The 25,432-nt window shown below is 67.2% G+C and carries 22 protein-coding genes; 11 read left to right on the top strand and 11 right to left on the bottom strand.

Annotation, left to right across the window (positions count from 1 at the left end; genetic code table 11):
- Positions 1–241: 241 nt before the first annotated feature.
- The gene (locus IG75_RS0109305; protein WP_051714433.1) at positions 242–847 is read right to left on the bottom strand and encodes a TetR/AcrR family transcriptional regulator; all 606 of its coding nucleotides are present in this window, start codon (positions 845–847) and stop codon (positions 242–244) included.
- 190 nt (positions 848–1,037) lie between these two features.
- On the opposite strand from IG75_RS0109305, the gene IG75_RS0109300 reads away from it, so the two are divergent.
- Positions 1,038–2,561 carry an FAD-binding oxidoreductase gene (locus tag IG75_RS0109300; RefSeq protein ID WP_030520784.1) on the top strand — a complete coding sequence of 508 codons (1,524 nt, stop codon included), beginning with the start codon at positions 1,038–1,040 and terminating at the stop codon, positions 2,559–2,561.
- A gap of 150 nt (positions 2,562–2,711) precedes the next feature.
- Entirely contained in the window at positions 2,712–3,131 is a 420-nt protein-coding gene (locus IG75_RS37265) for a hypothetical protein (protein WP_051714432.1), read from the top strand.
- Here the strand turns inward: IG75_RS37265 and IG75_RS0109290 are convergent.
- On the bottom strand, positions 3,085–3,708 hold the full coding sequence (locus IG75_RS0109290; RefSeq protein WP_210436794.1) for a TetR/AcrR family transcriptional regulator: 624 nt from the start codon (positions 3,706–3,708) through the stop codon (positions 3,085–3,087). The two genes, IG75_RS37265 and IG75_RS0109290, sit on opposite strands and share 47 nt — an antisense overlap.
- 87 nt (positions 3,709–3,795) lie before the next feature.
- On the opposite strand from IG75_RS0109290, the gene IG75_RS0109285 reads away from it, so the two are divergent.
- Both IG75_RS0109285 and IG75_RS0109280 read left to right on the top strand, forming a co-directional pair.
- Complete coding sequence (locus IG75_RS0109285) at positions 3,796–4,719, top strand: TIGR03620 family F420-dependent LLM class oxidoreductase (protein ID WP_030520781.1); 924 nt, start codon at positions 3,796–3,798, stop codon at positions 4,717–4,719.
- A 53-nt stretch (positions 4,720–4,772) separates the two neighbouring features.
- Positions 4,773–5,240: an NUDIX hydrolase gene (locus IG75_RS0109280; RefSeq protein WP_030520780.1), complete on the top strand. Its 468-nt coding sequence runs from the start codon at positions 4,773–4,775 to the stop codon at positions 5,238–5,240.
- Here IG75_RS0109280 and IG75_RS0109275 read toward each other — a convergent pair.
- The 3 genes from IG75_RS0109275 to IG75_RS0109265 form a co-directional block, all read right to left on the bottom strand.
- Positions 5,198–6,574 carry a cytochrome P450 gene (locus IG75_RS0109275; protein WP_081876767.1) on the bottom strand — a complete coding sequence of 459 codons (1,377 nt, stop codon included), beginning with the start codon at positions 6,572–6,574 and terminating at the stop codon, positions 5,198–5,200. The genes IG75_RS0109280 and IG75_RS0109275 overlap by 43 nt on opposite strands.
- Positions 6,575–6,624: 50 nt before the next feature.
- Positions 6,625–8,277: an ATP-binding protein gene (locus tag IG75_RS0109270; protein ID WP_162183782.1), complete on the bottom strand. Its 1,653-nt coding sequence runs from the start codon at positions 8,275–8,277 to the stop codon at positions 6,625–6,627.
- A gap of 603 nt (positions 8,278–8,880) precedes the next feature.
- Positions 8,881–11,769, bottom strand: a complete 2,889-nt coding sequence (locus tag IG75_RS0109265) for a helix-turn-helix transcriptional regulator (protein WP_281181653.1) — start codon at positions 11,767–11,769, stop codon at positions 8,881–8,883.
- 369 nt (positions 11,770–12,138) lie between these two features.
- Between IG75_RS0109265 and IG75_RS0109260 the strand changes: the two genes are divergently transcribed.
- The 3 genes from IG75_RS0109260 to IG75_RS0109250 all read left to right on the top strand — a co-directional run bounded on the left by IG75_RS0109260 (position 12,139) and on the right by IG75_RS0109250 (position 15,956).
- Positions 12,139–13,479 (top strand): family 1 glycosylhydrolase, encoded by a 1,341-nt coding sequence (locus IG75_RS0109260; protein ID WP_030520776.1) that lies wholly within the window; start codon positions 12,139–12,141, stop codon positions 13,477–13,479.
- A gap of 277 nt (positions 13,480–13,756) precedes the next feature.
- The gene (locus IG75_RS0109255; RefSeq protein ID WP_030520775.1) at positions 13,757–14,380 is read left to right on the top strand and encodes a TetR/AcrR family transcriptional regulator; all 624 of its coding nucleotides are present in this window, start codon (positions 13,757–13,759) and stop codon (positions 14,378–14,380) included.
- 316 nt (positions 14,381–14,696) lie between these two features.
- Positions 14,697–15,956, top strand: a complete 1,260-nt coding sequence (locus IG75_RS0109250; protein WP_030520774.1) for a cytochrome P450 family protein — start codon at positions 14,697–14,699, stop codon at positions 15,954–15,956.
- A gap of 177 nt (positions 15,957–16,133) precedes the next feature.
- Here the strand turns inward: IG75_RS0109250 and IG75_RS0109245 are convergent, their stop codons facing one another.
- Both IG75_RS0109245 and IG75_RS0109240 read right to left on the bottom strand, forming a co-directional pair.
- Complete coding sequence (locus IG75_RS0109245; RefSeq protein WP_030520773.1) at positions 16,134–16,751, bottom strand: DUF8020 domain-containing protein; 618 nt, start codon at positions 16,749–16,751, stop codon at positions 16,134–16,136.
- Between the two features lie 184 nt (positions 16,752–16,935).
- Positions 16,936–17,889 carry an NAD(P)-dependent alcohol dehydrogenase gene (locus IG75_RS0109240; RefSeq protein ID WP_030520772.1) on the bottom strand — a complete coding sequence of 318 codons (954 nt, stop codon included), beginning with the start codon at positions 17,887–17,889 and terminating at the stop codon, positions 16,936–16,938.
- Positions 17,890–18,204: 315 nt separating this feature from the next.
- Here IG75_RS0109240 and IG75_RS0109235 point away from each other — a divergent pair, with 315 nt between their 5' ends.
- A complete protein-coding gene (locus IG75_RS0109235) occupies positions 18,205–18,603 on the top strand; it encodes a PPOX class F420-dependent oxidoreductase (RefSeq protein ID WP_030520771.1) in 399 nt (132 codons plus the stop codon).
- 17 nt (positions 18,604–18,620) lie between these two features.
- On the opposite strand, the gene IG75_RS0109230 is transcribed toward IG75_RS0109235, so the two are convergent.
- The 3 genes from IG75_RS0109230 to IG75_RS0109220 all read right to left on the bottom strand — a co-directional run bounded on the left by IG75_RS0109230 (position 18,621) and on the right by IG75_RS0109220 (position 20,907).
- Positions 18,621–19,196 carry a hypothetical protein gene (locus IG75_RS0109230; protein ID WP_210436793.1) on the bottom strand — a complete coding sequence of 192 codons (576 nt, stop codon included), beginning with the start codon at positions 19,194–19,196 and terminating at the stop codon, positions 18,621–18,623.
- Between the two features lie 83 nt (positions 19,197–19,279).
- Positions 19,280–19,807, bottom strand: coding sequence for a DUF2199 domain-containing protein (locus tag IG75_RS0109225; RefSeq protein ID WP_081876766.1), 528 nt, complete (start codon positions 19,805–19,807; stop codon positions 19,280–19,282).
- 152 nt (positions 19,808–19,959) lie between these two features.
- A complete protein-coding gene (locus IG75_RS0109220; protein ID WP_030520768.1) occupies positions 19,960–20,907 on the bottom strand; it encodes a GlxA family transcriptional regulator in 948 nt (315 codons plus the stop codon).
- A gap of 98 nt (positions 20,908–21,005) precedes the next feature.
- On the opposite strand from IG75_RS0109220, the gene IG75_RS39820 reads away from it, so the two are divergent.
- Positions 21,006–21,980, top strand: a complete 975-nt coding sequence (locus IG75_RS39820) for a DJ-1/PfpI family protein (protein ID WP_210436792.1) — start codon at positions 21,006–21,008, stop codon at positions 21,978–21,980.
- Between the two features lie 268 nt (positions 21,981–22,248).
- Here IG75_RS39820 and IG75_RS0109210 read toward each other — a convergent pair whose 3' ends face one another.
- Positions 22,249–23,388: an XdhC family protein gene (locus tag IG75_RS0109210; protein WP_030520766.1), complete on the bottom strand. Its 1,140-nt coding sequence runs from the start codon at positions 23,386–23,388 to the stop codon at positions 22,249–22,251.
- A 210-nt stretch (positions 23,389–23,598) separates the two neighbouring features.
- On the opposite strand from IG75_RS0109210, the gene IG75_RS0109205 reads away from it, so the two are divergent.
- The gene (locus IG75_RS0109205) at positions 23,599–24,153 is read left to right on the top strand and encodes a MarR family winged helix-turn-helix transcriptional regulator (protein WP_156058792.1); all 555 of its coding nucleotides are present in this window, start codon (positions 23,599–23,601) and stop codon (positions 24,151–24,153) included.
- 307 nt (positions 24,154–24,460) lie between these two features.
- A complete protein-coding gene (locus IG75_RS0109200; protein ID WP_030520764.1) occupies positions 24,461–25,432 on the top strand; it encodes an ABC transporter substrate-binding protein in 972 nt (323 codons plus the stop codon).

Genomic DNA, 25,432 nt, shown 5'->3' with positions numbered 1-25,432 from the left:
AGTGTCAGCCGACAATCCTCGGTCGAATCGGCCGCCGCGGAATGCGCAGCGGCCATCGGGAACCAGTGCGAGCTGTTCGGGCCCAGGGCGCCGGCTCGGCTTTCCTGCCTGTACAGCCACCTGAGCAGGGGGACCGCCATTGGGGAAATCGACGCGGCCCCGCATAAAGAACACCTTCCATTACGTTTCAATCTGTAATGAAATCTAGCGAGCCGGCAATACCAGGTCAACCGCGGAAGTATCAGCGCTTGTGGACGCCTACAGCGTTGAGCGCGGCCTGCACCGTGCACTGCACGAACTCTTCGTCGATCGGTCCGAGTCCGGGTACCAGCGCCCGCATGAGCATCGGCCCGGTGATGAGGTCACACACCCATTCGGGATCGACTCCGGGAGCTATTTCGCCTCGGGCGGTCGCGCGATGCAGGATCGTAGCTGTCGAGAGCCGCCGCGGTCGTAGGAACTGGTCGTGGAACCGGCGTGCGACCTCCGGGCTACGACCGAGCTCTTCGAGTAACCCGGGCACTGCCCGGCGTAACACCGGGTCGTTGAACAGTTCACGCTGATGTTGTTGAATCGCGAGCAACTCCGCCTCGATCCCGCCGAGGTCCTCGCCGCCGGGTTGTAGTCCGTACCGTTCGATCAGTACCGAGACGACGAGGTCGGCACGGGAGCTGTACCGGCGGTAGAGCGCGGGCCTGCTCGTCCCTGCCGCGTCGGCGACGGCCTGGAGGGTGAGTGCGCCGTAACCGCGTTCGGCGATCAGTTGTGCGGTGGCTGCGAGCAGAGCAGCGTCTACGCGGCCGTCACGTGGACGGCCGGCGCGAGACACGGCGGAGGTATCCGGCATGTGTTTACCGTACCGAGACCGATTACCGGCCTCATGGCAACGACCTGTGGTTGTCCTTGCGGGAACATGTGCTGTGCGTCGACCGATCGCCGGAAGGTCGCGGGTCGACCACAAAGGATTGCCCGGCGGCCGGCGGGTGGGAATTCCTCGGCGACCGGGCACTGCGTAGCCCGAACGAGAGGATTCGACCTTGAACGAACTTTCTCGCCGTGACCTGCTCAGGACATCGGCCGCCGCCGGAGTCGGAGCGATCGGTGTTGCGGGCCTCGCGGCCGCGGACACGCCGGAGGCTACCGGCACGAGCGCCCCGGGAGTTGTGGTCGCGGGCCGCCCGGGTAATGGCTCGGGATGCCCGCCCGCGACGTTGACCGGCCGCATCATCCGCCCCGCCGACGCGGCGTACACGGAGGCGCGACTCGGCTGGGACCAGCTCTTCTCCCACTTTCCGCTGGCCATCGTCTTCGCACAGGAAACCCAGGACGTGGTGAACGCCCTCACCTGGGCGCGGCAGCACGACGTCGCGTTGCGGGTGCGCAGCGGCCGCCACGCCCTCGAAGGCTGGTCGAACGTCGACAACGGCATCGTGATCGACGTCAGCCGGTTGAAGTCGGTCCGGATCGACCCCGGCGCTCGGATCGTGACGGTCGGCGCCGGGCTGACCCAGTTGGAAGCGGTGACGACGCTCGCGAAGCAGAACCTCGCGGTCACGACCGGAAGTGAGGGCAGCGTCAGCGTATGCGGGGCGACGCTCGGCGGTGGCCTCGGACCCCTCAATCGCTGGCTCGGCATGGCCTGCGACAGCCTGCTGGCCGCCGAAGTCGTCATCCCGTCGGGTCACGACTGCGCCGAGGTGATCACCGCGGACTCGGAGCACCACTCGGACCTGCTCTGGGCGCTGCGCGGGGCGGGAAACGGTAACTTCGGCGTCGTCACACAACTCACCTACCAGGTGCATCCGCTCGCCTCTCTCGTCTCTGTGCAGGCGACCTGGGACGGGCTTGGTGACCTGCGCGGGGTCTTCGAGGCGTGGCAGCGCACGGTACCGTCCGCCGACAGCCGTCTGGGATCGGAGCTCGAGATCCACAAATCTCAAATCGTGCTGTCCGCGTGGCTGGTGGAGGGGACAGCGGCACAGGCGACAGAGATGCTGGCTCCTATCCTGTCGGCCGGCGCGCCCGACGTCACGGTGCAGGTCGGTAACTGGGGCGATATCTTCGCGGGAGCCCAGCTCCCGCTCGAGCAAGAGCCCGCGAACTGGAAGTTCTTCTCGCAGTTCGTCAAAGAGTGGTTTCCGGAGAAGGCGATCGACATCATCGGCGACTTCATGCGAAACGCTCCTACAGAGCAGAGCAACTACTTCGTCGATGCCTTCGGCGGGGCGATCCGGAGGGAGCCCCCAGGCGGCACGGCGTTCGCGCATCGCGACGCGCTTTTCTACGGCGAGATCGGCGCAGGCTGGGGAACTCGTTCAACGCAGCCGGGCGTCGACGACCCGCTGACCTCGCAGGCCCAGGCCTGGACCGCCGAGTTCAGTCAGGCATTGCGGCCGTATGCGGAGGGCGCCTACGTCAACGTGCCGAATGTCGGAATGCAGCAGTGGGAAACCGCCTATTGGGGGAGGCCGGGTTTCGAGCGGCTGCGCAGGATCAAGGCGAAGTACGACCCCCGCAACGTCTTCCGGTACGAGCAGAGCATCCCGCCCGCGTCGCAATGACCGATAGTTCGCCGCCGCTTCCCGATCCGAGGGCCGTTTGTGGCGCGGGGTCGCGGTGTTCGCCGGGAGGAAACCTGCGTGGGTGTCGTACCGGGTGCCGGCGGTGTGCGCGGGGGATGACCGTTCGAGGCCGTCGCTAGAGTGAGGGCTGTGGGTGCATGGGGCGTCAAGGCGCTGGAGAGCGACGAGGGTCTGGAAGTGCTGGCCCTGATCGAGGAGATCTCCGAAGGCCGGGACCAGGTCACGGCCGATGAACTGGTGAACGCCGTCCGCACGGCGGGGTTGCTCGGCGGCGATCCCACCGAAGACGAGTATCTGTACGACGTGACGGCTTTGGCGCTCGCCGAGATCCTCACCGGAGACACCGCACAGCTCGCCGACCCGACGTGCGGCGGGACCCTGTTCGTCTCGACTCCCGCGGGCACTGCCGCGCTGGTCACGTGGCTGACGCAGCTGCGTGAGGCGGGCGAGGATCGCGAGTTCCTGGAATTACGGTCGAGCGACCCACGCCACATCGCGCACCTCACCGCGACTCTCGAGACGCTGAGCCGCAGGCGGGATGCCCGATAGCCGCTCCTGCCCCCGAGCTCCCCGATTCCTGGCCGGGTATCTCCGACATGCCGATTCCTCTGAGTGCGGTGCCGAGGAGGCGTTCGGCCTGAGCGGAGTCGGACTGGTGCTCGGTGGCCAGGCCTATACCGGCTACCAGGTGTACGAGGTCGTCGGCGGAGGTGTCGTTTCGGACTGTGCCGCGGTCCTTTGCGCGGGCGACCAAGTGGGCGGCGGTATCCACGATGGCTGTCCGGCACTGCGCGCTCTGATCGGTCGTGCCGGTGAGTGCCGCCGCTCCGAGCCCTTTATCGCTACGAGTGTGCAGTAGTAGCAAAGACAACCATCGCACCAGGGCGAGGTCGGCGTCGGGCAGGCGCAGGAGATCGGCGCCCTCCCCGCGCAGCTTCTCGATGCGTTCGCTCAACACGGCAGTCTGCAGACACTGGCGATTCGGGAAGTGCCGGTACAGAGTTCCCGGCCCCACACCCGCCCGGCGAGCGATCTCGTTGAGGGATGCGTCGGGGCCGGAGTCGGCGAACACCACGGTCGCTGCCTGCAAGATCTGGTCGTAGTTGCGCCGCGCGTGCGATCTCATCCCTACCTCTTGTGAACCGGAGAAGTTCTCCATATCCCATCCGGACAATACTGGAGAACCTCTCCGGTATGAGTTCTGGAGAATCGGATGAAGCAACAGGACCCAGGTGTCGTCGGGATATGGACGTGGGCCTTCGACCGGCAGCCGGCGGCCGCGGTGCGCGATGCCGCCGCGGAGATCGAGGAACTGGGTTTCGGTGCGCTCTGGTACGGCGAAGGGCTCGGCCGGGACGCCATCGGGCAGGCATGGTTGCTGCTGTCGGCCACCCGAAGGATCGTGGTGGCATCGGCAATCGCCAATGTCGCACTGCGGGAACCGATCTCGATGGCCATGGCCGAGCGGGCGCTCGGTGAAGCCTTCCCCGGTCGTTATCTCCTGGGGCTCGGAGGACATCGCGTCGGGGGCCGGCCGATCACGGCCGGTGGAGTCACGATCCCCTCCGTCGGCCGGCCCTTGGCTTTGATGGGTGGATATCTGGATGCGATGGATGCGGTGCCCTCGCACGGGCCGGTCCCGGCTCTTCCGGTTCGGCGGGTGGTAGGAGCTCTGGGGCCGAAGATGCTGGCACTCGCGGCACAGCGGACCTGGGGAGCACACCCCTACTTCGCTCCGGTCGAACATACGGCTCGGGCCAGAGAAGTGATGGGGCCGGAGTCGTTTCTCGGCATGGAGCAACCGATCGTCTTCGACCCCGATATCGGCCGCGCTCGTGAGCTTGCCCGGTCCTACGTCGCCGCATACGCGTCCGGCGCCCCGCATCAGGCGGCGAATCTGCGCAGGTTGGGTTTCGGGGACGACGATATCGCCGGTCCCAGCGGCCGGCTGGTCGACGCGATCATGGCCTACGGCGATCTGAATGCGATCGAGAAACGTGTGCGCCGACATCTGTCGGCGGGCGCCGACCATGTCTGTCTGCAGGTTGTGGGCACCGATCCGGCCACTGTGCCGTTGCGAGAATGGCGCGAACTGTCGGCGATCGTGCCGGCCGTGTCCACCCCTGGAACGCTATAGATCAGCGATTCATCGTCACCGGCGCGGCCGGACGGCGAAATATAGTCCCTCGGGTGAGCTTCAGGATCGCGGCATACGCCGTCTGCCTCGAACAGGGCCGGGTGCTACTTGCCCGGCATGTGGCCGGAAGCGACGAGCCCACGTGGACGCTTCCAGGCGGTCGGGTCGAGCATGCGGAGGACCCCTTCTGCGCGGTGACCCGGGAACTCGCCGAGGAGACCGGTTACGAGGGGGTCGTCGAACGCCTGCTGGGTGTCGATTCCCGGGTTATCCCCGCGGCCGTTGCCCGTGCGGGAGTCGAGCATCAGAATGTCGGGATCTTCTACCGCGTCCGCGTCACACGCGGTCGGTTGCGAGCCGAACCGAACGGGGCAACCGTCGAGCCGACCTGGACGCCGATCGGCGCGGTCGCCTCGCTGCGCCGGTCATCGCTTGTCGATACCGGACTGGCTCTCGCGCGGACCCTCCCGGCAACCGGTCACGTCACGCCCACTCCGGTGGGCGGCTTGATCCAGCACTGATGCGGATGCGCGATCATCGGCAACCGATCGAGCTGTACAGTGGCCGCCGCGATCTCGCGCACTGCCACTCCGGGCACCGGCTCCAGCCGGACCCGGGCGACCACCGTCGCCAGAATCGCCGTCGCCTCCAGCCAGGCGAAAGGCTCGCCGATACAATTGCGATTGCCTATGCCGAAAGGCTGGAACGCCCCGCTGCGGGTCACCTTCTTGCGGTATTCCGGGGTCCACCGATCCGGGTCGAAGGTCGCCGGGTCCGCGAAATAGTTCGGATCGTTGTGCAGCGCGTAGTTGGAGTAGATGATCGTTGCGCCCTCGGGGATTGCGACGCCGCCGAGTTCGATTTCCGCCGTTGTCTCCCGCATGCCGAGCCAGGGCGGACAGTAGCGGCGCAGCGTTTCGGTGACGACCTTTTCGGTGAAGACGAGATCACGGATATTGTCCGCGCGCACCGGCCCGTCACCGAGGACCTCGGACACTTCACGCTCCAGACGGTCGAGGATATCCCGACGCTGCCCGAGTTCGTGGAATGCGAAAGCCAGAGTATTCGAGACGGTTTCGTAACCTGCCGCGAACATCGTCATGACTTCGTCCCGGATCTCCTGGTCGCTGAGCCCGGTGCCGTCGTCGAATCGGGCAGCGATGAGCATCGAGACGAGATCGTGGTGATCCTCCTGATGGGCCCGGTACTCCGCGATGATGCGATCGACGACGGTGATCAGTCGCCGCACTGCGGCGTCGAAAGCGCGGTTACGCAGCGGCAGCCGGGCCAGCCAGGGCATCATCGTCCGTTTCGGCAGTTCGGCGACGATGACCGGGAATGCCCGCAGCGACTCACGCACCAGGTCTTCGGCGATATCACTGGAGAACAGGGCCCGCGCCACGATCCGCATGGCCAGCCCACCCAGTTCCCGGTCCAGTTCGATTCGTTGCCCGGCGTGCCAGGCATCGACCATACTCGCCGTACTGTCGGCCATGATGTCGATATATCCCGCGACTCGCTCGCGATGGAAACCCGGTGCCATCAACCGGCGATGACGCATATGTTTCGGTTCGGCGGAGACGACGATTCCGTCACCGAGCACTACTCGCATGGCATCGAAGAACGCGCCCTTCTCCACGCGCTGTGAGATCTTCCCGCGCAGTAAGGAATCGAGGAGCTCAGGGGCCGTCACCACATAGGCCTCGTCGCGACCGAGCCGGATGCGAACGACCGGTTCGGGCAGCGCGTGCAATTCGGCCAGAAATTCCAGCGGCCGTCGCTGCAACTGCAGGCCGTGACCTATGAGTGGCCACGCTCGCCGTGGCGATTTTCCGGGCACAATGGCAGTAGTCATCACGACTCCTCGATCGGTGAATTCTGGAAGCAGCCGCGCCGCCGGGTGGGTCACGCGCGCAGACGTGTGCTGGATTCGTGCCGCATCCGCGGCGTGATCTCGCCGGGCACATGCCGCGCGATCTCACCCCGGGAGGCGATCATCAACTTGTGCCGGACGGCGGCCAGCTGGGCGTCGACCGTTCGGACCGAGGCGCCGCGGCGCACCGCGATCTCGCGATTGGCCCAACCGGCCGCTGCCAGCAGGGCGACCTCGGTCTCGGCCGGAGTGAGCTCGTCCCACCGGGACCACGGCGGTGGCGGCAACGCCGGCACGGCGCACTCACCGCCGGGGTGCGCGTGGTCCAGCGCGAACTGCCGAAACGATGCACGGGCGAGCTCGTAGTCCCCCGCCGCCAGCGCCGACGTCGATTCCGCCCAGGAGGCGGCCGCCACGAGATCCGCCGCCGTCCTCTCCGCCGAAGACAGCACGGACAGCAGTGTGGTGGCGATCTCGAGTCCGACCATCGCCTCGGCCGCGGCGGACAGACCGGTTTCGACGGCGCTGATGATTTCGCCCAGGGCGGCACGAACCCAGGGCATTCCATCTCGCCCGTCCGGTCCCTTTCCGGTGTCCCGGACGGCACGCAACCCGTCGCGATAGTACCGGCGATGTCGACGACGCAGCCGGTTCGCTCGCTCCGGACCCGCCGAGTTCAGGCGCTCCCACGCGAACAGCCGTACGCTACCGGTCAGGTGGTACCGCACTGCGGTGGCCGTGATACACATGCCGACCAGGGACTTGTCCGCCAACCGTTCCAGCAGCCCCGGCACCTGGTCCACGGCGAGTGCCCCGTCGCCGGAACAGACAGCGGCGACGGCCGCCGGCTCCACCCCGAAGCCCACTGTCCTCGGGACCTCCGCTGCCTCCGGGACACCGGTCGCGAACACCGACATCCGTTCCAGCAGTGCCCGCTCCGATATATCGCAGAGCTGATAAGACCAGGCGATCGCGTCGCGGATACCCCGATGACGCGGATCCGTGCCCGCCACGGGACCACGCGGCCACCGTAATCGCCTATCGTCATCGGCGCCGGTCAGTTCGTTCAAAACACCTGCCGGCGGCAGGTGCTGGAGCCGGGCCGCCGCCAAGCGGACGAACAATGGATTGTTGTCCACCGCATGGCATATGCGGGACGCGACACTGTGTGCGGCGGGATCGTCGCGCAGCGGGCGTCCGATCCGTTCGGCGCGCCTGCGCAGGACCTCCACCGCATCGGGAGTGGACAGCGGCGGAACCGCCACGAGGTACTCGTCCACCCAGCCCACGTTCTCCCTGCTTGTCGCGATGACCGTCAAGGCGGGCACGGAATCGATCAGTTGCGCCACCAGGCTCGAAACCCCCGTCAGGACATGCTCGCAACTGTCCAGTACCAACACCACCCGCTCGCCGGGGGTCGCCCTCAGTATCCGTACCAGTTCCGCATCCGCCGGGGGCCCGGAGCAGGGGGCACCCGGTATCGAGCGCAGCACGTGCGCCGCCACGCTTTCGATATCGCTGCCCCGAGCCACATCGGCCAGCCGCGACCAGTACACCTCCGCCTTCGGCACTCCGGAGTGCTCATCCAGCGCCCACTCGGCGAGCGTGGTCTTTCCCACCCCGCCGGGGCCGATCAGGGTGATCATCTGCACACCGTCGCGCAAGAGGTCCGCGATCTTGCGCATTTCCGCCTCCCGTCCCATGAATTCCCGCGCGCGCCGCCCGGCATGACTTCGCACAACACCCTCCGCTGAAGTATTCGGAAATTCGATGACAGCCGCCTCCGGGAATGCGCGCGCGGAAACGGCTCACAGTTTGCCGGAACCGCAGTTATCACCGGACCGGAAGTTCGCCGAGACAAAAATGCCGACGCTGACGGAGTAGTAGGTACCACCCCGAGGGTTTTCTTCACCCCGATATCAGTGACCCGTATCGAGAGTTTCTGCCGACGCCTCAAAAATTCTAGCCGCCGTTTCCGGCGCAACCGTACTCATGAAAACTCCCGAAGTAGAAACTCCCTTACCGATATTCAAGCCGACAGCGGACGATACGAGCAAGTAGGGGAAACCCTATACGTCGAAGAAAGGTGCGGTCATTCGCCGACGGCCGAGCCGGGCTCGAACAGCGGAATCCACACCGGGTGGCCGTCCCGGCTGTCGCGTTGCCCGCGAGAGCCTCGCGAAGTATCCGCGAACCGTTGCGGCGAAACAGCGAACGGCTCGGGTGGGTTTCGGCCGAGCAGCGGGGTGCGGCCTGCGCCGGTGGTCCGGGGTGGCGCCGGTCGGAAGTCAGGACCGTCGCGCGTACTCGACAGCGGCAAAAGCGGCCAGCGCCGCACGCGAGGAGACGTTCAGTCTGGCGTACAAGCGGGAAAGGTGCGCCTCGACGGTCTTCTCGCTGACGAACAACTCCTCGGCGATCTGGCGGTTCGTCAGTCCGCGGACCACCCGGCCGACGACCTCGTGCTGCCGGCCGGTGAGCCCGTCGAAGGCGGAGACGGGTGTGTGGCCGGGCTCCGCAGAGGTTTCGTCGAGCCGGGTGCGCGCTTCGCGGGCCCGGGCTGCCATATCGGCCGCTCCGTGTGCGTTCGACACCGCCAGCGCGGTATCGAGCTCGCGCCGGGCAGTGGCGGTCTCGCCGTAGCTCGCGAGGATACGTCCCAACAGCACCCGGGCCTGCGCGGCATCGATCGGCGTCCCGCTCTTCTCGTACTGTCGCACGGCTTCCCGTGCGAGGTTCGCCGCGGACCGCGTTCTACCTCGTTCGAGTTCGATACGCGCCCGCGCGTATCGAGCGTCGCCGGCGCGCATGGGCATCATCGGCGCACCCGCGGAGAGTGCCTCCATGCGCCGTACCACCCTGTCCGCGGCGTCGAGATCTCCCAATTCCAATTCGGCGTCGGCCAGATGGCGCAGCCAATAGGACAGGGCTGTCGGACTCACCTTGTCGAGGTGTCCGTATCCGCCGCGAGTGGCGATCTGGTCTCGCCCCCGCGCATGGTCCCCCGCGGCGATCAAGGCTGCCCCGTACGTCAACGGCGGATGGTGGGAATTGACGCCCTGTGGCGCCGCGGCCGCGATCTCGGCGGCGTGCGCACCTCGGGCGAGAGCTTCCTCATGGCGGCCGAGCAGGGACAGCACCCAGCAGCGGGTCCCTTCCGTCATGGCCACCATCGGCGGATTATCCAACAGCAGAGCTGTCTCCACGGCGTCATCGATGACCACGAGAGCCCGGGCGAGTCTTCCCTGCAACAGCAGCGCCACCGCCTGCAAGTGCAGGAGGTCGATCATCTGCCGGCCGTAGCCTGTCTCCCGGCACATCCGGATCCCTCGATCGGCGTGGTCTACGGCATCGGACCAGCGTTCGAAGTTCACCTCCGCGAACGTCACATCGGTGAAGCCGCTGAGCAACTCGGGCGCGATCTCGCGGTCGGTGAGCGTGCCCAGGTTTCGCGCGGCCTCGTCCAGGTAGTCCAGACCCAGCTGTAGCCGGAAATTCAACTGTGTGGTCGCCATGTACGCATTGGCCGCGGTCGCGAGCAAGTGGAGGCGGCGATCGGTGCGTGATCGCGCCAGCTGCATCAGTTCGGTCGCCACTGCCATCGCCTCGCCCCAGCGACCGCAGACCATATGGCTTTTCGCCAGCTCCAGCCGATACGAGGCCGCTTCGACACTGTTCGGATCCACCAGCTCCAAGGCAGCCGACAGAAGACGATGACCTTCCGCCGGATGCCCCAATCCCTGCTCGGTGACCGCGAGCATCGCCATCATCCGCGCGCGGTCCGCGCGAGGCGCGTCGCCCGCGAATTCGGCGAGGGCGCGGTCGAGCACTTCCCGGCTTTCGCGCAATCGGCCGCACGAGTTCAGCGCCTCGGAGCGGGCGATCACCAATTCGCGTCTCCGCGCGTTCGTCGCTTCGGCGGGCAGCAAGCGCAACGCCGCGCGGAACCAGCGTGCGGCACTGAGCGGCGCACGGGCCGCCGCCCCTGCTCCCGCTTCCGACAGAACCGCTATCGCCGCCTCGTCGCCTACGGTGCTACCGCGTTCGAGATGGTGAGCGCGGATCGATAGATCCGCGCCCCGCGCCGCCAGCACCGCCGCGGCACGATGGTGCGCCTCGCGCCGCGAACCGTAGCCGATCTGTTCGTAGACCGCGCGCCGAATCAGCGGATGCCGGAACACCAGCCGACCGCTGACTCGGGTCGCCTGTACCAACTGTGTCGACACCAGTTCGTCGATCGCTGTCGCCGTGTCCCGGCGGCCGAGAGCGCCGATCTCCGCCGCCAGATCGACGTCGAACGGCTCTCCGACCACCGCGGCGGCGTGCAGCAAGCGCTGCGCTACCGGTGACATCGCCCGGATTTCCTGCTCCAAGGTCGCCTGGACGAGCGGCGGAACCTCGGGACCGTGCCCGGGCCGACCGGGCCCGGCAGTCTCCCCGCCGGGGCGCCCGGCACGGGCGAGTTCTTGCATGTAGAACGGATTTCCGCCGCATTCGTGATGCAAACTCGACAGGGCATGGCTGTGCACTCTGTCGCCCAGCAGTTCGGCTGTCTCCGTGAGCGACAGCGGGCCCAGTGCCAACGCGGACAGCACGCCGTCGCGGGACGCCCGGCTGAGGGCCCCGGCATGAACAGCCGGGAGTCGAGCGGTCCGATGCGTGAGGATCACCAAGCAATTCGGCACCGCGCCGCGGAGGAGATAGGCGAGGACTTCGAGCGAGGCGTGATCGGCCCACTGTAGATCGTCGAAGGCCAGCACGGTCGGTGCCCGCATCGCCAGCAGCTGCAGGACCGATCGCACGCTGCGCTGGCAGCGCCGCCGCTCGATCGTCGTCTCGACCGAGGCAGGAAGGGGCGACCGGGCCAGCGCCGGGAAAAGTCGGCCCAGTTCCGTCAGATCCTCCGGCGCCAGTGTGCACAGCTCCGACTCGGACAGCGAGCGCACCGCGTCGTCGAGTGCCTCGAAGACCGCCGAGTAGGGAATCTCCCGCTCGAGTTCGGTCGATCGCCCGACCAGCACCTGATGGCCACGTTCGCGGGCGATCTCGCAGGCGGCCTCCAGCAGCCGGGTCTTGCCGATCCCGGGCTCGCCCGCCAGCGCCACGGCCACGGTTCCACCGCACTCGGCGATCGTCATCGCGTCGGTGAGCGCACCCATCTCCGCCACACGCCCCACCAATGGCCGACGGTCTCCACGTGACGGTGGCCCCGGCACATATCCTCCGTCTCGGCTCCGTATGGAGAGGCCTTGGTACTAACCGATTTCGGAATCATCGTATCCGCGCCCCGTCGCACTGCGCGACCGGACGGGATCCGCCGCCGGCCGCCCGCGGCGCACCACGCTTGGGCGCGTACCTCGCACGGGCGGGTATCCGACCTGGCTGTCCGGCTCCGGGTCCCGGGACGCCGGGTGGGTTCGAGCGGGAAGCTCCAGACGAGGAAGCCGGATGGCCATGGTGTTGTGACATCCCGTCGCTCGCCGGTATCGTCCGCGGGATCGGCGTTTCTGTGCCGAGCCGGTGCTCCCCGGCATTACCCTGAGGCGATGCGTCCACGGCTCCGTCGGTACTGGGTAGCTTCGCTCACGGTTCTCGTTTCGACCGTATTGTTCTGTGCGCACGCCGCGGCCGCGCCGCAACCTTCTGCCGGGCTACCACGATTGGACGGCGGGTTCCTCTGGGGTGTGGCATCCTCCGGGTTCCAGGCCGAAGGCCATGCACCCGACAGCAACTGGACTCGGTATATCGCGGCGAACCCCGCCTATGACCGCCTCGGTAATTCGGTGGATTTCTACGACCGCTTCGAATCCGATATCCGCCTCGCCGCGGACCTGGGCGTCCGGGTATTCCGGATCGGGGTCGAATGGGCACGCCTGCAGCCGGCGCCGGGGGTCTGGGACGAGCAGGCTTTCCGCTTCTACGACGCGGTGATCGCGAGCATTGCCCGGGCCGGTATGCGACCCATGATCACCCTCGACCACTGGGTGTATCCGGGTTGGATCGCCGACCGGGGCGGCTGGCGCAGCCCGACCATCGTCGAGGACTGGCTGGCGAATATGCGCGCCGTCGTCGACCGCTATGCCGCCCGCGACCCGCTGTGGGTCACCGTGAACGAACCCGTCGCCTATATCGCCCACGAGTCCGGCCGCGGCAACGCCGACGCCCCGCAGATGCTGGACCGGATCGCGCAGGCGCACAACAGTATCTACGACCATATCCATCACGTCCGGCCGAATGCGCAGGTGACCAGCAATGTCGGCTACGTCGCCGGCGCGGAGGACCGGATCAACGGCGCCCTCGTCGACCGTATCGCCGCCCGCCTGGACTACGTCGGAATCGACTACTACTGGGGCTACGACGCGGCGCGGACGATTATCGAGTACCTGGGCGGCGCCGTCGGATCCGCCGTCCCGCCCGGACCGTCGATCTGGGAGCTTCCGATCCGTCCGGAAGGGATCTACTTCGCCCTCCGGCACTATGCCGACCGCTTCCCGGGTAAACCTCTCTACATCGTCGAGAACGGTATGGCCACCGACAACGGACATCCACGCGCCGATGGTTTCACTCGCAGTGCCCATCTCCAGGACACCGTCTACTGGATCCAGCGCGCAAAGGCCGACGGTATGAACGTGATGGGCTACAACTATTGGAGTCTCACCGACAACTACGAATGGGGGAGCTTCCGACCCCGGTTCGGCCTCTACACCGTCGACACCACCACCGACCCGGGCCTCACTCGCCGCCCGACCGACGCTGTCGGCACGTACACCCGGACCATCGCGGAAGGTGGTGTGCCCGGGGACTATCGACCCACCCGGGGCGTGGCACCCTGCTTTCTCGTCGACCCCCCGGACAGCTGCCTGCGCCCTGTTGCCGCCGTACCCTGAGTACATATGGACCGCGCGCCTCAACTTCCTGCCCAGTTCCCGCAGATCAGGAGCATCGGGGGAGTTCAGCACTCCGCATGGACGCCCGGCAACCGGATACCAGGGATGGGTTCACCGGTGAGCGCAGACGGCACGCAGGTGAGGTCGGTGGGATCCGCTGCGACGTGGGCTTCGCCTCCTCTTGTTCGATGCGCCGTAACGAGACCGGGCGGTAGGTCGCGCCCTTCGCCATATCGAGACGACTCGTATCGTCTCGTCTAGGTGTTACGCTCTGAGAATGGTCAAACAACCCGACCCCGCGCGCCGCAGCGAGCGCTCCCGGCAGGCCATCCTCGCCGCGGCCCGTGAGCTGGTCTCCGAGTTGGGATATACGAAGCTGTCCGTCGAGGCCATCGCGGCCCGGGCCGGCGTGGGCAAACAGACCATCTACCGCTGGTGGCCCTCGAAAGGCGCGGTGGTCCTGGACGCCTTCCTGGCGCTGAGCGAAGAGGGGCCGGACCAGAGCATGGCGCTGCCCGACACCGGCGACCTGAAAGCCGACCTCCGGACCGTGATGCGGGCGACGGTGGCCGAATTCGCCGATCCCGCGTTCGAGGGACCGATCCGCGCGCTCAACACCGAGATCATCAACGATCCCGTCCTCGCCGCCCAGTACCACGCCAAGCTGGCCGGTCCCGTGGACGAGGCCAAGAAGGACCGGCTGCGCAGCGCGCAACGAGCCGGACAACTCGACGCCGACGCCGACCTCGATTTGGCCCTCGAATTGCTCTACGCGCCTGTCTATCAGCGATGGCTGCTCCGGTCCGGCCCGCTGACCACCGAATACGCCGACGCCCTCGTAGAGGTTTTCCTCAAAGCCATGCGACCGGACATTGCCGGTGAACCCGCAGCGGCCGAGTGAATCGAGCGTCGGTGTCTCCCTGACGTCGGGCGAACCCGCGGTGCCGGCGGGCGGCCGGGCAGTGGCTGTCCGATGAGGGCGAGCGGGACGAAGAGAGCCTGTTCGACGATCGGTTCGAATACGCACGGCAAGCCTGCGGCAATACCTGTGGGCGAGTACGAAACCGCGCATTGCAGATCGGATACGAAGTGGTCGATGCCGGGCGGTCGGTTCGGATCGGGCGCCGCCCTCGAGTAGTCTCGCCTCGGGCGTTCCGGTGGCGTCGGCAGAGCTGCCTCCGGGCGCCACATCCGTCTGCACATATGGAGTGACACAGTTGTTTCCGCCGCCGCCCGACGCTCAGTCCACCGCACTTCCGCTCATCCACGGATCACCCCAGAGCGCCGACGGGCCCCGGGTTCCGTTCTACGCCGAGGAGATCGCCCAGGCACCGCACCGCGCCTATCGCGAAATGCGCCGCCGGTACGGCGCGTTGGTGCCGGTCGAGCTGGCTCCCGGCGTCCCGGCGACACTCGTCGTCGGCTACCACACCGCGGTGCGCATCCTCAACGATCCTGAGCACTTCCCGGCGGATTCGCGTATCTGGCAGCGAGATATCCCGCGCGATTGCCCCGTTCTTCCCCTGCTGGAATGGCGTCCGTCGGCTGTGCGGAACTCCGGCCCTGTGCACGCCCGTTACCGGCAGGCAACCGTTGCCGGGGTGAACGGGGTCGATCTCTACTCGCTGCACAGCCGAGTGGAAAAGATCGCCGTGCCGCTCATCAACGCTTTCTGCACCACCGGTTCGGCGGAACTCATCGAGCAGTACGCGTTCCCGCTGACCTTCGCGCTCCTCAACGACATACTGGGCTGTCCGGCCGACATCAGCCAACGCGCGGCGGCAGGAATGGCCACAATGATCGAAGGATCGACAGCGGCCGCCGCCGAGGGCAACGCCATGTTGGAACAGGCCATGGCCGATCTGGTGAGCCTCAAGAAGAGCAAGCCCGGTCAGGACATCGTCACCCGGATGGTGAACGACCCGGCGAACCTCGACGACGAGGAGATGCTGCACAACGTTTACAGCTTCTTCGGCGCAGGGATCGAACCGCTACAGAACCTGATCGTCAATTCGCTGCGGCTGATACTCACCGACGAGCGTTTCGCGGGCGGCATCCTCGGCGGGAGCCTGTCGACCCGGGACGCCGTGGACGAGGTGCTGTTCACCGACCCGCCGGTGGCGAACTACGCGATCTCCTTCCCCCGCCAGCCGGTGCTGATCGACGGGGTCTGGCTGCCCGCTCATCAGCCGGTGATGATCAGCCTCGCCGCGTGCAACAACGATCCGGCCATCGATACCGGGGCGTACACCGACAACCGTGCCCACCTCGCATGGAGTATCGGAGCGCATATGTGCCCGGCGAAAGAGGTGGCCTACCTGGTGGCGCAGGAGGCCATCGACCAGCTGCTCGACGCGCTACCCGAACTGCGTCTCGCCGTACCGGCCGAGGAGCTCACCTGGCGCCCCGGGCCTTTCCAGCGTGCGCTGACCGCACTGCCGGTGGAGTTTCCCGAATCCGCGCCGCTGACAATCTGACCCGACAAGCCCTACACAGGGTCCGGGCGCTCGCCGTCGGCTCCAGGCGCGCGGTGTCGCGGGTCCGGGTAGTCGATGGTGCGTCATGGCGCCGACCGGTTCGAATCCGTGACGTGCGGCAGGATCCGGCCGAGATCGGGCGAGCGTCCGGTCGGCCGTTGTTTCACCTGCCCGTGATCACGGCCGGCCGGTGGCGAACGCCTGTACCGCGTCGAGGAACTCCGGGCCGCCCATGACGTATCCGCCGACTGTCCCACCGACCAGCACACCCACAGGAATGCTGACTCCCCAGATCAGGAACAGACATGCCCCGAGGATGCCGCCCACGATGGCACCGCCGACGACGCCGGGCAGATTCTTGTCGATCTGCTCCACGAGTCGGCTGTAGGAGCTGATGTCCTGCACTCGCGCGTTATCGTCCGCTGTCGTGGCCGGTGTCAGTGTCAGGGTGTGGCCGTCCGCACTGATGTGCTGCGCAATCGATATCCAACGGCCGTTCGCGGCGTACCACTGCGGCACTTCGGCCACGGCCGTTCCGTCGCCGGCTTCGAGCACCACCGCACCGTTTTGTGCCGGCCCGAACCTGCCATTCTCGACGGTGGTGACAACGACCCCGTCGACCGGCGAAACGGTGATCCGGTAGTTGATCCCGTGATCGACACCGGAAGTGGTGTCCCCCACGGTCACGGCGGTCGGCTGGCTCGTTACGGCAGGCTCTGCACGGGCGGTTGCCGAGGTGATACCCATGGCCGAGATGGTCATGAAAACGGCGGCAGTCGTCTTCTCGAACTTCATACTTCGAACCCCTCCACTCAGCTGCCCCTGATGGGCGGACCGAGTGAGACCTTAGGCGGTGCCGAATCAAATGGTCCGTACGCCACACAGTTCGAAGGCTCGAACACCGAAACCCGGCCGGGCAGTGCTGATCATCGGGATCGAACCGCACTCGAAGCGGATCAGAGGCCGGACGTGTACGTCATCACATGACCTCGATCACGACCTTGCCGAGCGAATGCCCGGCTCCGACGTATGCGAGCGCTTCGGGGGTCTCGTCGAGCGCGAAACGGCGGTCGATATGAATCCGGATTTCCCCGGCCGCACACAGGCCGGCGAGTGGGGTGAAGTGCGCCGGCCCCGACTTCACCGCCAGCACCCCCATTCGCCGGCCCGTCAGCCCGCCCACGACGGTTCCCGCAGTCAACAGCCTCACCAGGGTCCTTGTGGTTCCGCCGACGCAGCGGTACCGGCCACCCCGGGCGAGCGCCCGGTGGTACGCGAACACAGAGCGCCGGGCGACGAGGTCGAGCACCAGATCGTAGGTGCCGGCCCGGGTGAAATCCTGGTCGCGGTAATCGATCACCTCGTCGGCACCGACGGACCGCATGTAGTCGAGCTTCTCGCCGTTGTCGACCCCGGTCACGTGCGCGCCGAGCCGTTTGGCGAGTTGGACGGCGAAGGACCCCGAACCTCCACCCGCACCGTTGATCAGCACCGAATCGCCGGGACCGGTGCCCGCGATGCCCTGCAGCGCGATCGCTCCCGCCTGCGGCAGTGTCGAGGCCTGGGCGAAGGTCAGCGAATCGGGTTTGGGGGCCAAGGCGGACTCCGGTGCCACGGCGTACTCCGCGAAACCGCCTTTGAGGCCGAGGTTGTCCCCGTACACCGCATCGCCGGGCCGGAACCGGGTCACACCGGCGCCGACGGATTCGACGACTCCTGCGATATCGGACCCGAGCACTTGTCTTGCGGGCCTGCGCAGCCCGCCGATTCGGGCGTACAACGGTGTGCCCTGTAGGCACTCCCAGTCGGACAGATTGATCGATACGGCGTGAACCCGGACGAGCACTCGATCGTGCCCGGGGTCCGGTTTCGCGGTCTCTTCTGCCGACAGCACTTCAGGCCCGCCGTAGCGGCGGTAGACGACGGCTCTCATTGCGTTCCCTTGTCCAGCGCTATCCGGCCATCCGGCCTTCGCTCAACATAGCCGCCAGGGGTCGATCCTTGCGGATCCAGGCGGGTTCCACCTTTATCTCGCTGATCCGCCGGCAGCGCTTCGCGGAAGCCCTCTGAAAACTAGCATCGCTAGACAAGGTAGCGAACGAATGGTACCTTTGCTCTGGTTCCTAGCGATGCTAGGAACATCGACGGGCGGGTCGTGGCAGGCAACAGCTTGCCCTTCCCGCATCCGACAACATCCGGCTGATTGCCGGGGCACACCTCATAGCGGATTCACCGAGGAGTAATCGACATGTCCTTCACCAGTAATGAACAGCAGTTCCTCGCGGAGGCCGGGATCGGACGGCTGGCGACGGTGTCGCACGACGGTGTGGTGCAGAACAACCCGACCGGCTATCGGGTGAACACCGACGGCACGATCGACATCGGGGGCATGCGGATGCGTGCCAGTCGCAAGTTCCGGAATATCGAGGCGGGTAGCCGGGTGTCGTTCGTCATCGATCAGCAGGTCTCGCTGGACCCGTACGTGATTCGCGGCATCGAGGTGCGCGGCACGGCCGAAGCGCTCGATGACGAAGAACCGCCGTTCCCGACCCAGGAACGTGCGATCATCCGAATTCACCCCGAGCGGGTCATCTCCTGGGGTATCGACGGCGGATCCTTCGACTTCACCTCTCGCGGCGCCGAGTAGCCGGATATCGCCCCGAGTCAGTGGCCGTCGAGGCCCCACGCGTCGAGTCCGCCGTAGATATGTGCCTCCCGGCAGTGCGGGGCGGCGAAGCCGACGGCTTCACCGTCGTAGATGGCGATGAGGGAATCCGCGCCGCGCCACCAGGTATCGGTGAGTCCCTGGACTTCGGGTACCGGTTCGAAGCCGTCGAGATCCAGCTGTTCGACGGCGTCGCCCGTGATCTTTGTGACAGTCCGGGCCCAGCGACCGGCGTGGTGGGCCAGTGCCAGGGCTTCCACCCATCCCTGCGGGCCGGCATGCAGAGGGGTCCAACGCTCGGCATCGATTCCGAATTCGCCGCCGGGCCCGATCACGAATCCGTAGGCCATGGACACGCGGCAGTCGCCGGCCCGAAAGCGCCACCCCTCCGCGGCGGCCTCGGGAACATCGGCGTCCAGCACGCGGGGGCCGCCCTCGTAGGCGGGGGCCGGAGGGAGGGCGGTGCCGCCCCAGGCGTCCTGGAAGGCCACGGCCCGGTCGATCTCCGCCGCGGGTATCCCGTGCGCGAGCCACACGTCCCGACAGCGGCGGAGGTCCTGGTGGGGAACACGCACCGCGTGTGCTTCGAGAAAGTACCGGGCCCGGCGACTCAGGCGTGCCGGTGGCCGAGGGGGTAGCTGCGCTCGCGCATCGTCCCTCATTGCCGTTTGCTGTGGTGCGGAGTGTGCAGCATCGCCTCGGCGATGTCGCGTACCCGGTCCCGGGTTATGCCGGTGCGTTGTTCGACGGCGAGGGGGTGGTCGGTGGGTTCGAGCTCGATGAAGGGACGCTCGCCGACCGGGCGGGTGTGGAGTCGGGTCTTCAGATCGAGGGTTGTGGGCGAGTAGACCGAGAGGTCGGTGGTGAGCCAGCCGAAGTAGGGCTTCTCGGCTTCGCGGCCGGCGGTGTTCCACAGGTCTGTCACGCGGGAGTAGTTTTCGCTGCTGAGCGACACCCAGACCGCCCACGAAAATGTTTCGTCGCTGTCGATGACCGGTATCTCGATCAGACCTTTGACGAAGTAGTGCTGTGCGCGGATCACGCACTGGTCCGACGAGAGCAGGCAGTCGTCGGCGGTAGCGAAAGCCGGGTCCCATACAGCGGGGGCGTCGGTCGTGTAGCTCATGGGCAATTCGGGGTGGTGCGCTCCGCAGCACGAGCAGCGGAAGCCGAGATCACCGATCATGATGGGGAGCCTAGATCGTGTCCTTCTCGGAGATGAGCGCCGGTCCGAACCCGGCACGCTGCGAACACGGCCGCCGTGTTCGGCCGGTGCGGCGCACCGGCAACAGTTTGCGACCAGTGGTAGCGGGAAAAATCGAGTGCCGAGATTGCCGGCTATGCGGTCGGCGCTGTCCGGAATGTCGACCGGTATGCCGCGGGAGTGGTGCCGACGTGCCGGACGAAGTGGTACCGGAAGGTTTCGATCGATCCGAATCCTGCCGTTGCGGCGATGCTCTCTATGGGGAGCGTGGTCGTCTCGAGTAGTTCCCGGGCCCGGTGGAGGCGGCGGTCGAGCAGCCATTGCGTAGGCGTCGTACCGGTATGGGCTCGGAATCGCCGTGACAGGCTGCGGGTGCTCATCGAGGCCTTGGTGGCGATGTCGGCCAGGGATATCGGTGTGGCGAGGTTGTCCTGCATCCACCGCAATGTCGGGCCGAGGTCGTCGGATGGCGCGGCGGGCGCCGGCCGCGCCATGAATTGTGCTTGCCCGCCCGCCCGTTGGGGTGGCATCACGATCTGCCGTGCCGTGTCGGCCGCCACCGCCGCGCCCCGGTCGCGGCGCACCAGATGCAGGCACAGATCCAGGCCCGCCGCGACGCCCGCGGAGGTCAGGATCGTTCCGTCGTCGATGAACAGGACCGACGGGTCCACCGTCACGGACGGGTATCGGTCCGCGAGGTGGTCGGCGAGCAGCCAGTGCGTTGTCGCCTTCCGGCCGTCCAATAGTCCCGCGGCCGCAAGGATGAAGGCTCCGGTGCAGATCGAGGCCACTCGGGCGCCACGGTCTGCCGCCGCCCGCACAGCCCGCAGGACGCGCGGGTCGGGCACCGCATCGGGGTCGGCGCCCGGGACGATCACCGTCTGGGCGTCGAGCGCATCGTCGAGGCCGTAGCGCGAGGAGAAGGCGAACACTTCCTCCCCGGCGGCCGTCGCGATCATGTTCTTCTTCCGTTGGGCACACACGCGGACGCGGTAGCCGGGGGCGAGGGAGAAGACCTGGCACGGAATCGCCAGTTCGAAACCCACGACTCCGTCAACAGCCAGCACAGCGACAGAATGCATGGCCAGATCTTACGTAACTGTGGCGATCAAGCCACTGTTCGGCTCGTCCGTCCACCGCGATACTCAGGAGGTAACCGCAACTCCTACCGGAGGATTCGATGACTCTTCGTGTACATACGGTGCTCTACGACGGGGTGGAAGACCAGGACTTCATCGGCCCCGTCACTGCGCTGGGCGTGGTCGGCGAGGTGCAGCACAGCTTCGTCACCGTCGACGGTCCGGGCACCGTCACCACCGCGGCAGGTCTCGAGATCACCATCCGCACCCCGTGGTCCCCGGGCCGCGCCGATCTGATCGTGGTGCCCGGCGGCGGCTACGGCGAAGGGTCTCCCGTCCAGGAGCAGATCCGCCGCGGCGCTGTGCCCGGTGCGTTGATCGCGGCCCGGCGTCCGGGGCTGATCCTCGCGGCCACCTGCACCGGAACGCTGCTGCTGTCGGCGGCCGGGATCACCACCGGACGACGGTGCACGACACATCACATCGCCGAGCACGATCTCCGGCAGCAGGGGGCGGTGGTGGTCGGCGGTCGCGTCGTCGACGACGGCGATCTGGTCACCTCGGCCGGGGTCACCTCCGGTATCGATCTCGGGCTGTGGCTTGTCGAGCGGCTGTTCGGCGCCGAGACCGCGGCGCTCGCCGAGGAGGTGCTCGAGCACGAACGTCGCGGTGATGCCTGGACGGCGAACCGTAGCAGCGATCGAGGGCGAACGATTCGGGACACCCCGGTCGCAGCGGTGCCGCCGGTCGATGACGGAGACGAACCTCGGACGACCGAGGGCGTCACATTCGTCAATGCCATCGAACTCCCCGCCGAGCTGATCGACGAATTCGTTCACCAGTGGCGTGCCCGTGCGGCACGCATGCGCACCGCACCCGGATTCCGCGATGTCCGCCTGCACCGGGCGATACTGCCGGACGCGCGGTTCCAGCTCGTCGATATCGCGCATTGGGACAGCGCCGAAGCGTGTGAGGCCGCCGGTCTGAATCCCACGGTCGTCGCTTCGGCCGACGAAGCGAGAACGATCGCCACCGCTCACCCGGCACTGTATCGAGTCGCCGCCGAGTACTTCTGATCTACACCGATCGGCAGTGTGCGGATGTTGTCCGCCGGTGTCACGCCGGGGGAGACTTCGGGCCGGGCGGCATCGAGGTCGCAGCGGGCGCGGGTGGTCGCCGCGCCGATCCTCTCCCGCTGCACCCGCAGCGACGCGGCGAGAAGCCGTTCGCGACGCTCGTCGGCGCTGATCTGCTTCCGTGGTGCCTTCGCCGGGCCCGGACGCCCGGAGTGATAGGCGGCACGCGTGACTCGGCCGGTCGGCCGAGGTGGGCGGGCCGCGGTTCCTACGCTGTGTCGAGGAGATCTCGGTGGTTCGTCTCGGCGGGCTCCGGTGGGTGGATCGGTCCGGCGCTGCGTCCGAGCCGGCCCCCGCTGCCGCCGCGGCGCAGGGCGATGACCTCGGCGAGGATGGAGACGGCGGTCTCCTCCGGTGTCGCGGCGCCCAGATCCAGACCTATCGGGGAGGACAGCCTACTCAGCTCGGCGTCGGTCACCCCGGCGGCGCGGAGACGTTCCATCCGGTCGGTGTGTGTCCGCCGGCTGCCCATGGCGCCCACGTAGCCCGCGTCGGAACGTAGGGCGATCTCGAGGGCCGGCACGTCGAAGCGCGGATCGTGGGTGAGAACGCAGATGGCGGTGGACGGTGTGATCGCCGCCTGCTTCAGGTAGTCCTGGGGCCACATCACGACCACTTCGTCGGCTTCCGGGAAGCGTTCGCGAGTCGCGAAAACCGGCCGGGCGTCGCACAGTGTCACCGAGTACCCCAGGAGTTTCGCCGCCCGGACGAGCGCGTGGGCGAAGTCGACCGCGCCGAACACCAGCATGCTCGGCGGCCGCGCGATGGACGAGATCAATACCGACAGCGCGGTTTCGGCGCAGTCTCCGGACTCGCCCAGCTGTACGGTCGTCACCGTGCCGGCCTCGAGGTGCCGGGTGGCCCGGGCGACGACGGCCGCGTCCAGGAGCGGATCGCCGCAGGTGCCCGACCGGACGGTGCCGGTGGTGACAATCGACCTGCCCAGGTGGGCGCCCTCGGAGACGACGGTCGCCGTCGCGACCGGCCGGCCCGCCGCGACGCTGTCCGCGACCAGTGCGAGACCGGGGATATCGCTCGGCCCCGCGCGTTGGACCAGGACATCCATCGAGCCGCCACACATCAGCGCGACAGATCCGGCGCCGGCATCGTCGACCGCGTACCGGCGGACGGTCGCTTGTCCGGTGGTCATCACCTCGGTGGCGAGATGGAAGACATCGCTCTCGATGCAGCCTCCCGAAATGCTGCCGACGACGGTCCCGTCTCGCGCGACGGCCATGACGGTGCCGACGGGCCGCGGAATCGAGCCCGCCGATCGGACGATTGTGACCAGGGCGCAGTCGATTCCGGCTGCCTGCCATCGGGCCACTGTGTTCAGCACCTCGTGCATCCGGGCTACCCTCTGCCTTGTCGTGCCGGTCCGCGTACCGTCGACCGATACGCGGTTCGCGGCCGGTGGCCGCTATCGGCGTTCGCGTCGACTCGGCGACCGAGCTTTCCCGGCGAGACGATCGCCGGAGTCCCGCGCTGGTGGGATGATAGAAAAGATCGTACAGTACCTTTGCGCAAAGGTAAGCCGGTCGGCGACGAGGGATGGGTTGTGGCAGAGGCAGTGACGGAAAACTCGGACGGTGTCGGCGAGATCATCCGGCAATGGGCCCAGTCGCGGCCCGAACTCGATGTCTCCGCGCTGGAGATCTTCGGGCGCATGCATCGCAGCTTCCTGCTCTATCGCTCCCGGATCAACGGTGTGTTCGAGCAGTTCGGCACCAATGAGGCGGGGTTCGATGTCCTCGCGTGCCTGCGCCGCGCGGAGCCGGAGTTCCGGCGCACGGCGGGTGAGCTGGCGAAGCAGACGCTCGTCACGACGGGTGGCCTGACGCTGCGGGTGAACCGGCTGGAGGAGGCCGGGCTGGTGCTGCGGGAGCGCGACCCCGAGGATGCCCGGGTGGTCTATGTGACCCTGTCCGACGCGGGGCGCGATCTCGTGGACCGGGTCGCCGATGCGCACTTCGCCGAACTCGCGCACATGCTGGTGGGCCTGGACCCCCATCAGAAGGCTCAGCTGGCGGGGTTGCTCACGGTGCTGGAGGGGTCGCTGCGAATGGCCGCGTTGCCGGCGGGGGAGGGCGCCGCGGTCGATCGCACCGCCTGAGCGCCCGCTCTGCACGCTCCCGGATCTCACGATCTGGGAGCGTTCGTCGTTTTCGGGGGCGTCTTCGCGAAACCTTTCCGGCATCTTCTGTGGGGGCCGTCACACTGAAATCCGGGGTGTGACCTGCATCTCTCCGTTTGAGACGTCAGATTCCGAGGGGGTTAACCGCCTGTTAATCATCGAATTCCCGGCCATCCGGCGTTGACCTCTTAGCGGTAAGGAAGTACAAATCTCTTGCAGCCAAGATGTTCGGCAACCGCGGTGGAATCCAGCCCGGTCGCCACCATCGTCCCGACAGGAGACGTTCATGACGACAATCCGCCTCGCGGCCGCGGCCCTGCTGGCCGGCTCCGCCTTGGTTCTGAGCTCGTGCAGCGGTTCGGGCGAGCGCACCGCCGCGGCCACCGACGGCACACTCGAGCAGACCGAGGTCTCGGTGGGCGTTCTGCCGCTGGCCGACTATGCGGCGGTGTACTGGGCGGACGAGAAGGGCTACTTCGAGAAGGAGGGGCTCACGGTAACGCTCGAGCCGATCCAGGGCGGGCCCATCGGTATCCAGAAGGTCGCCTCGGGGGAACTCGACTTCAGCATCGCCAACTCGATCTCCGCGGCGATCGCGCAGTCCCGCAAGACGCCGATCACGACCGTCGCGCATACGGCCTCCCTCGGTGACGGCAGCGGAATCCTGTATGTGAAGCCGGATTCGCCGATCCGATCGCTGGCCGATGTCAACGGTAAGACCGTCGGCGTGAACACCACCAACAACATCGGCGATGTCACCATCGGCAACCTCGCGGCCGACCAGGGCGTCGATATCGAACCGCGGTACGTCGAGGTGCCCTTCCCGGAGATGTTGCCCGGGGTGCAGGCCGGATCGATCGACGTCGGATACGCCCCCGAGCCGTTCTCCTCGGCCGCGCGCGGCGCCGGGATGCGGGAGATCGCGGACCTCACGACGGACACCAACAATGCCCTGCCGGCGTCGATCTTCGTCGCGGGTGACGATTTCGTGGACGCGAACCCGGACACCACCGCGGCGTTCGCGCGCGCGATCTACGCCGCCGGGGCCGATATCTCCGCCCACGAGGCCGATTTCCGCAGCTGGCTGCCCGGTGTCGCGAAGGTCCCCGCGGAGGTGGCCCAGTCGATGTCACTGCCGATCTTCGCGTCGAGTATGGATCCGGCGAAGATGCAGTCCGTCGCCGAGATGCTCGCCGCCCAGGGGCGGATCCCCGAGGGCTTCGACGTCACCCCGCACCTCATCACGCTCGAGGACTGA

Source organism: Nocardia rhamnosiphila NBRC 108938, from assembly GCF_000720425.1.
GTDB classification, from domain to species: domain Bacteria; phylum Actinomycetota; class Actinomycetes; order Mycobacteriales; family Mycobacteriaceae; genus Nocardia; species Nocardia rhamnosiphila.
The sequence above is the reverse complement of the archived record's forward strand: the minus strand, read 5'-3'. Positions and strand labels throughout refer to the sequence as shown.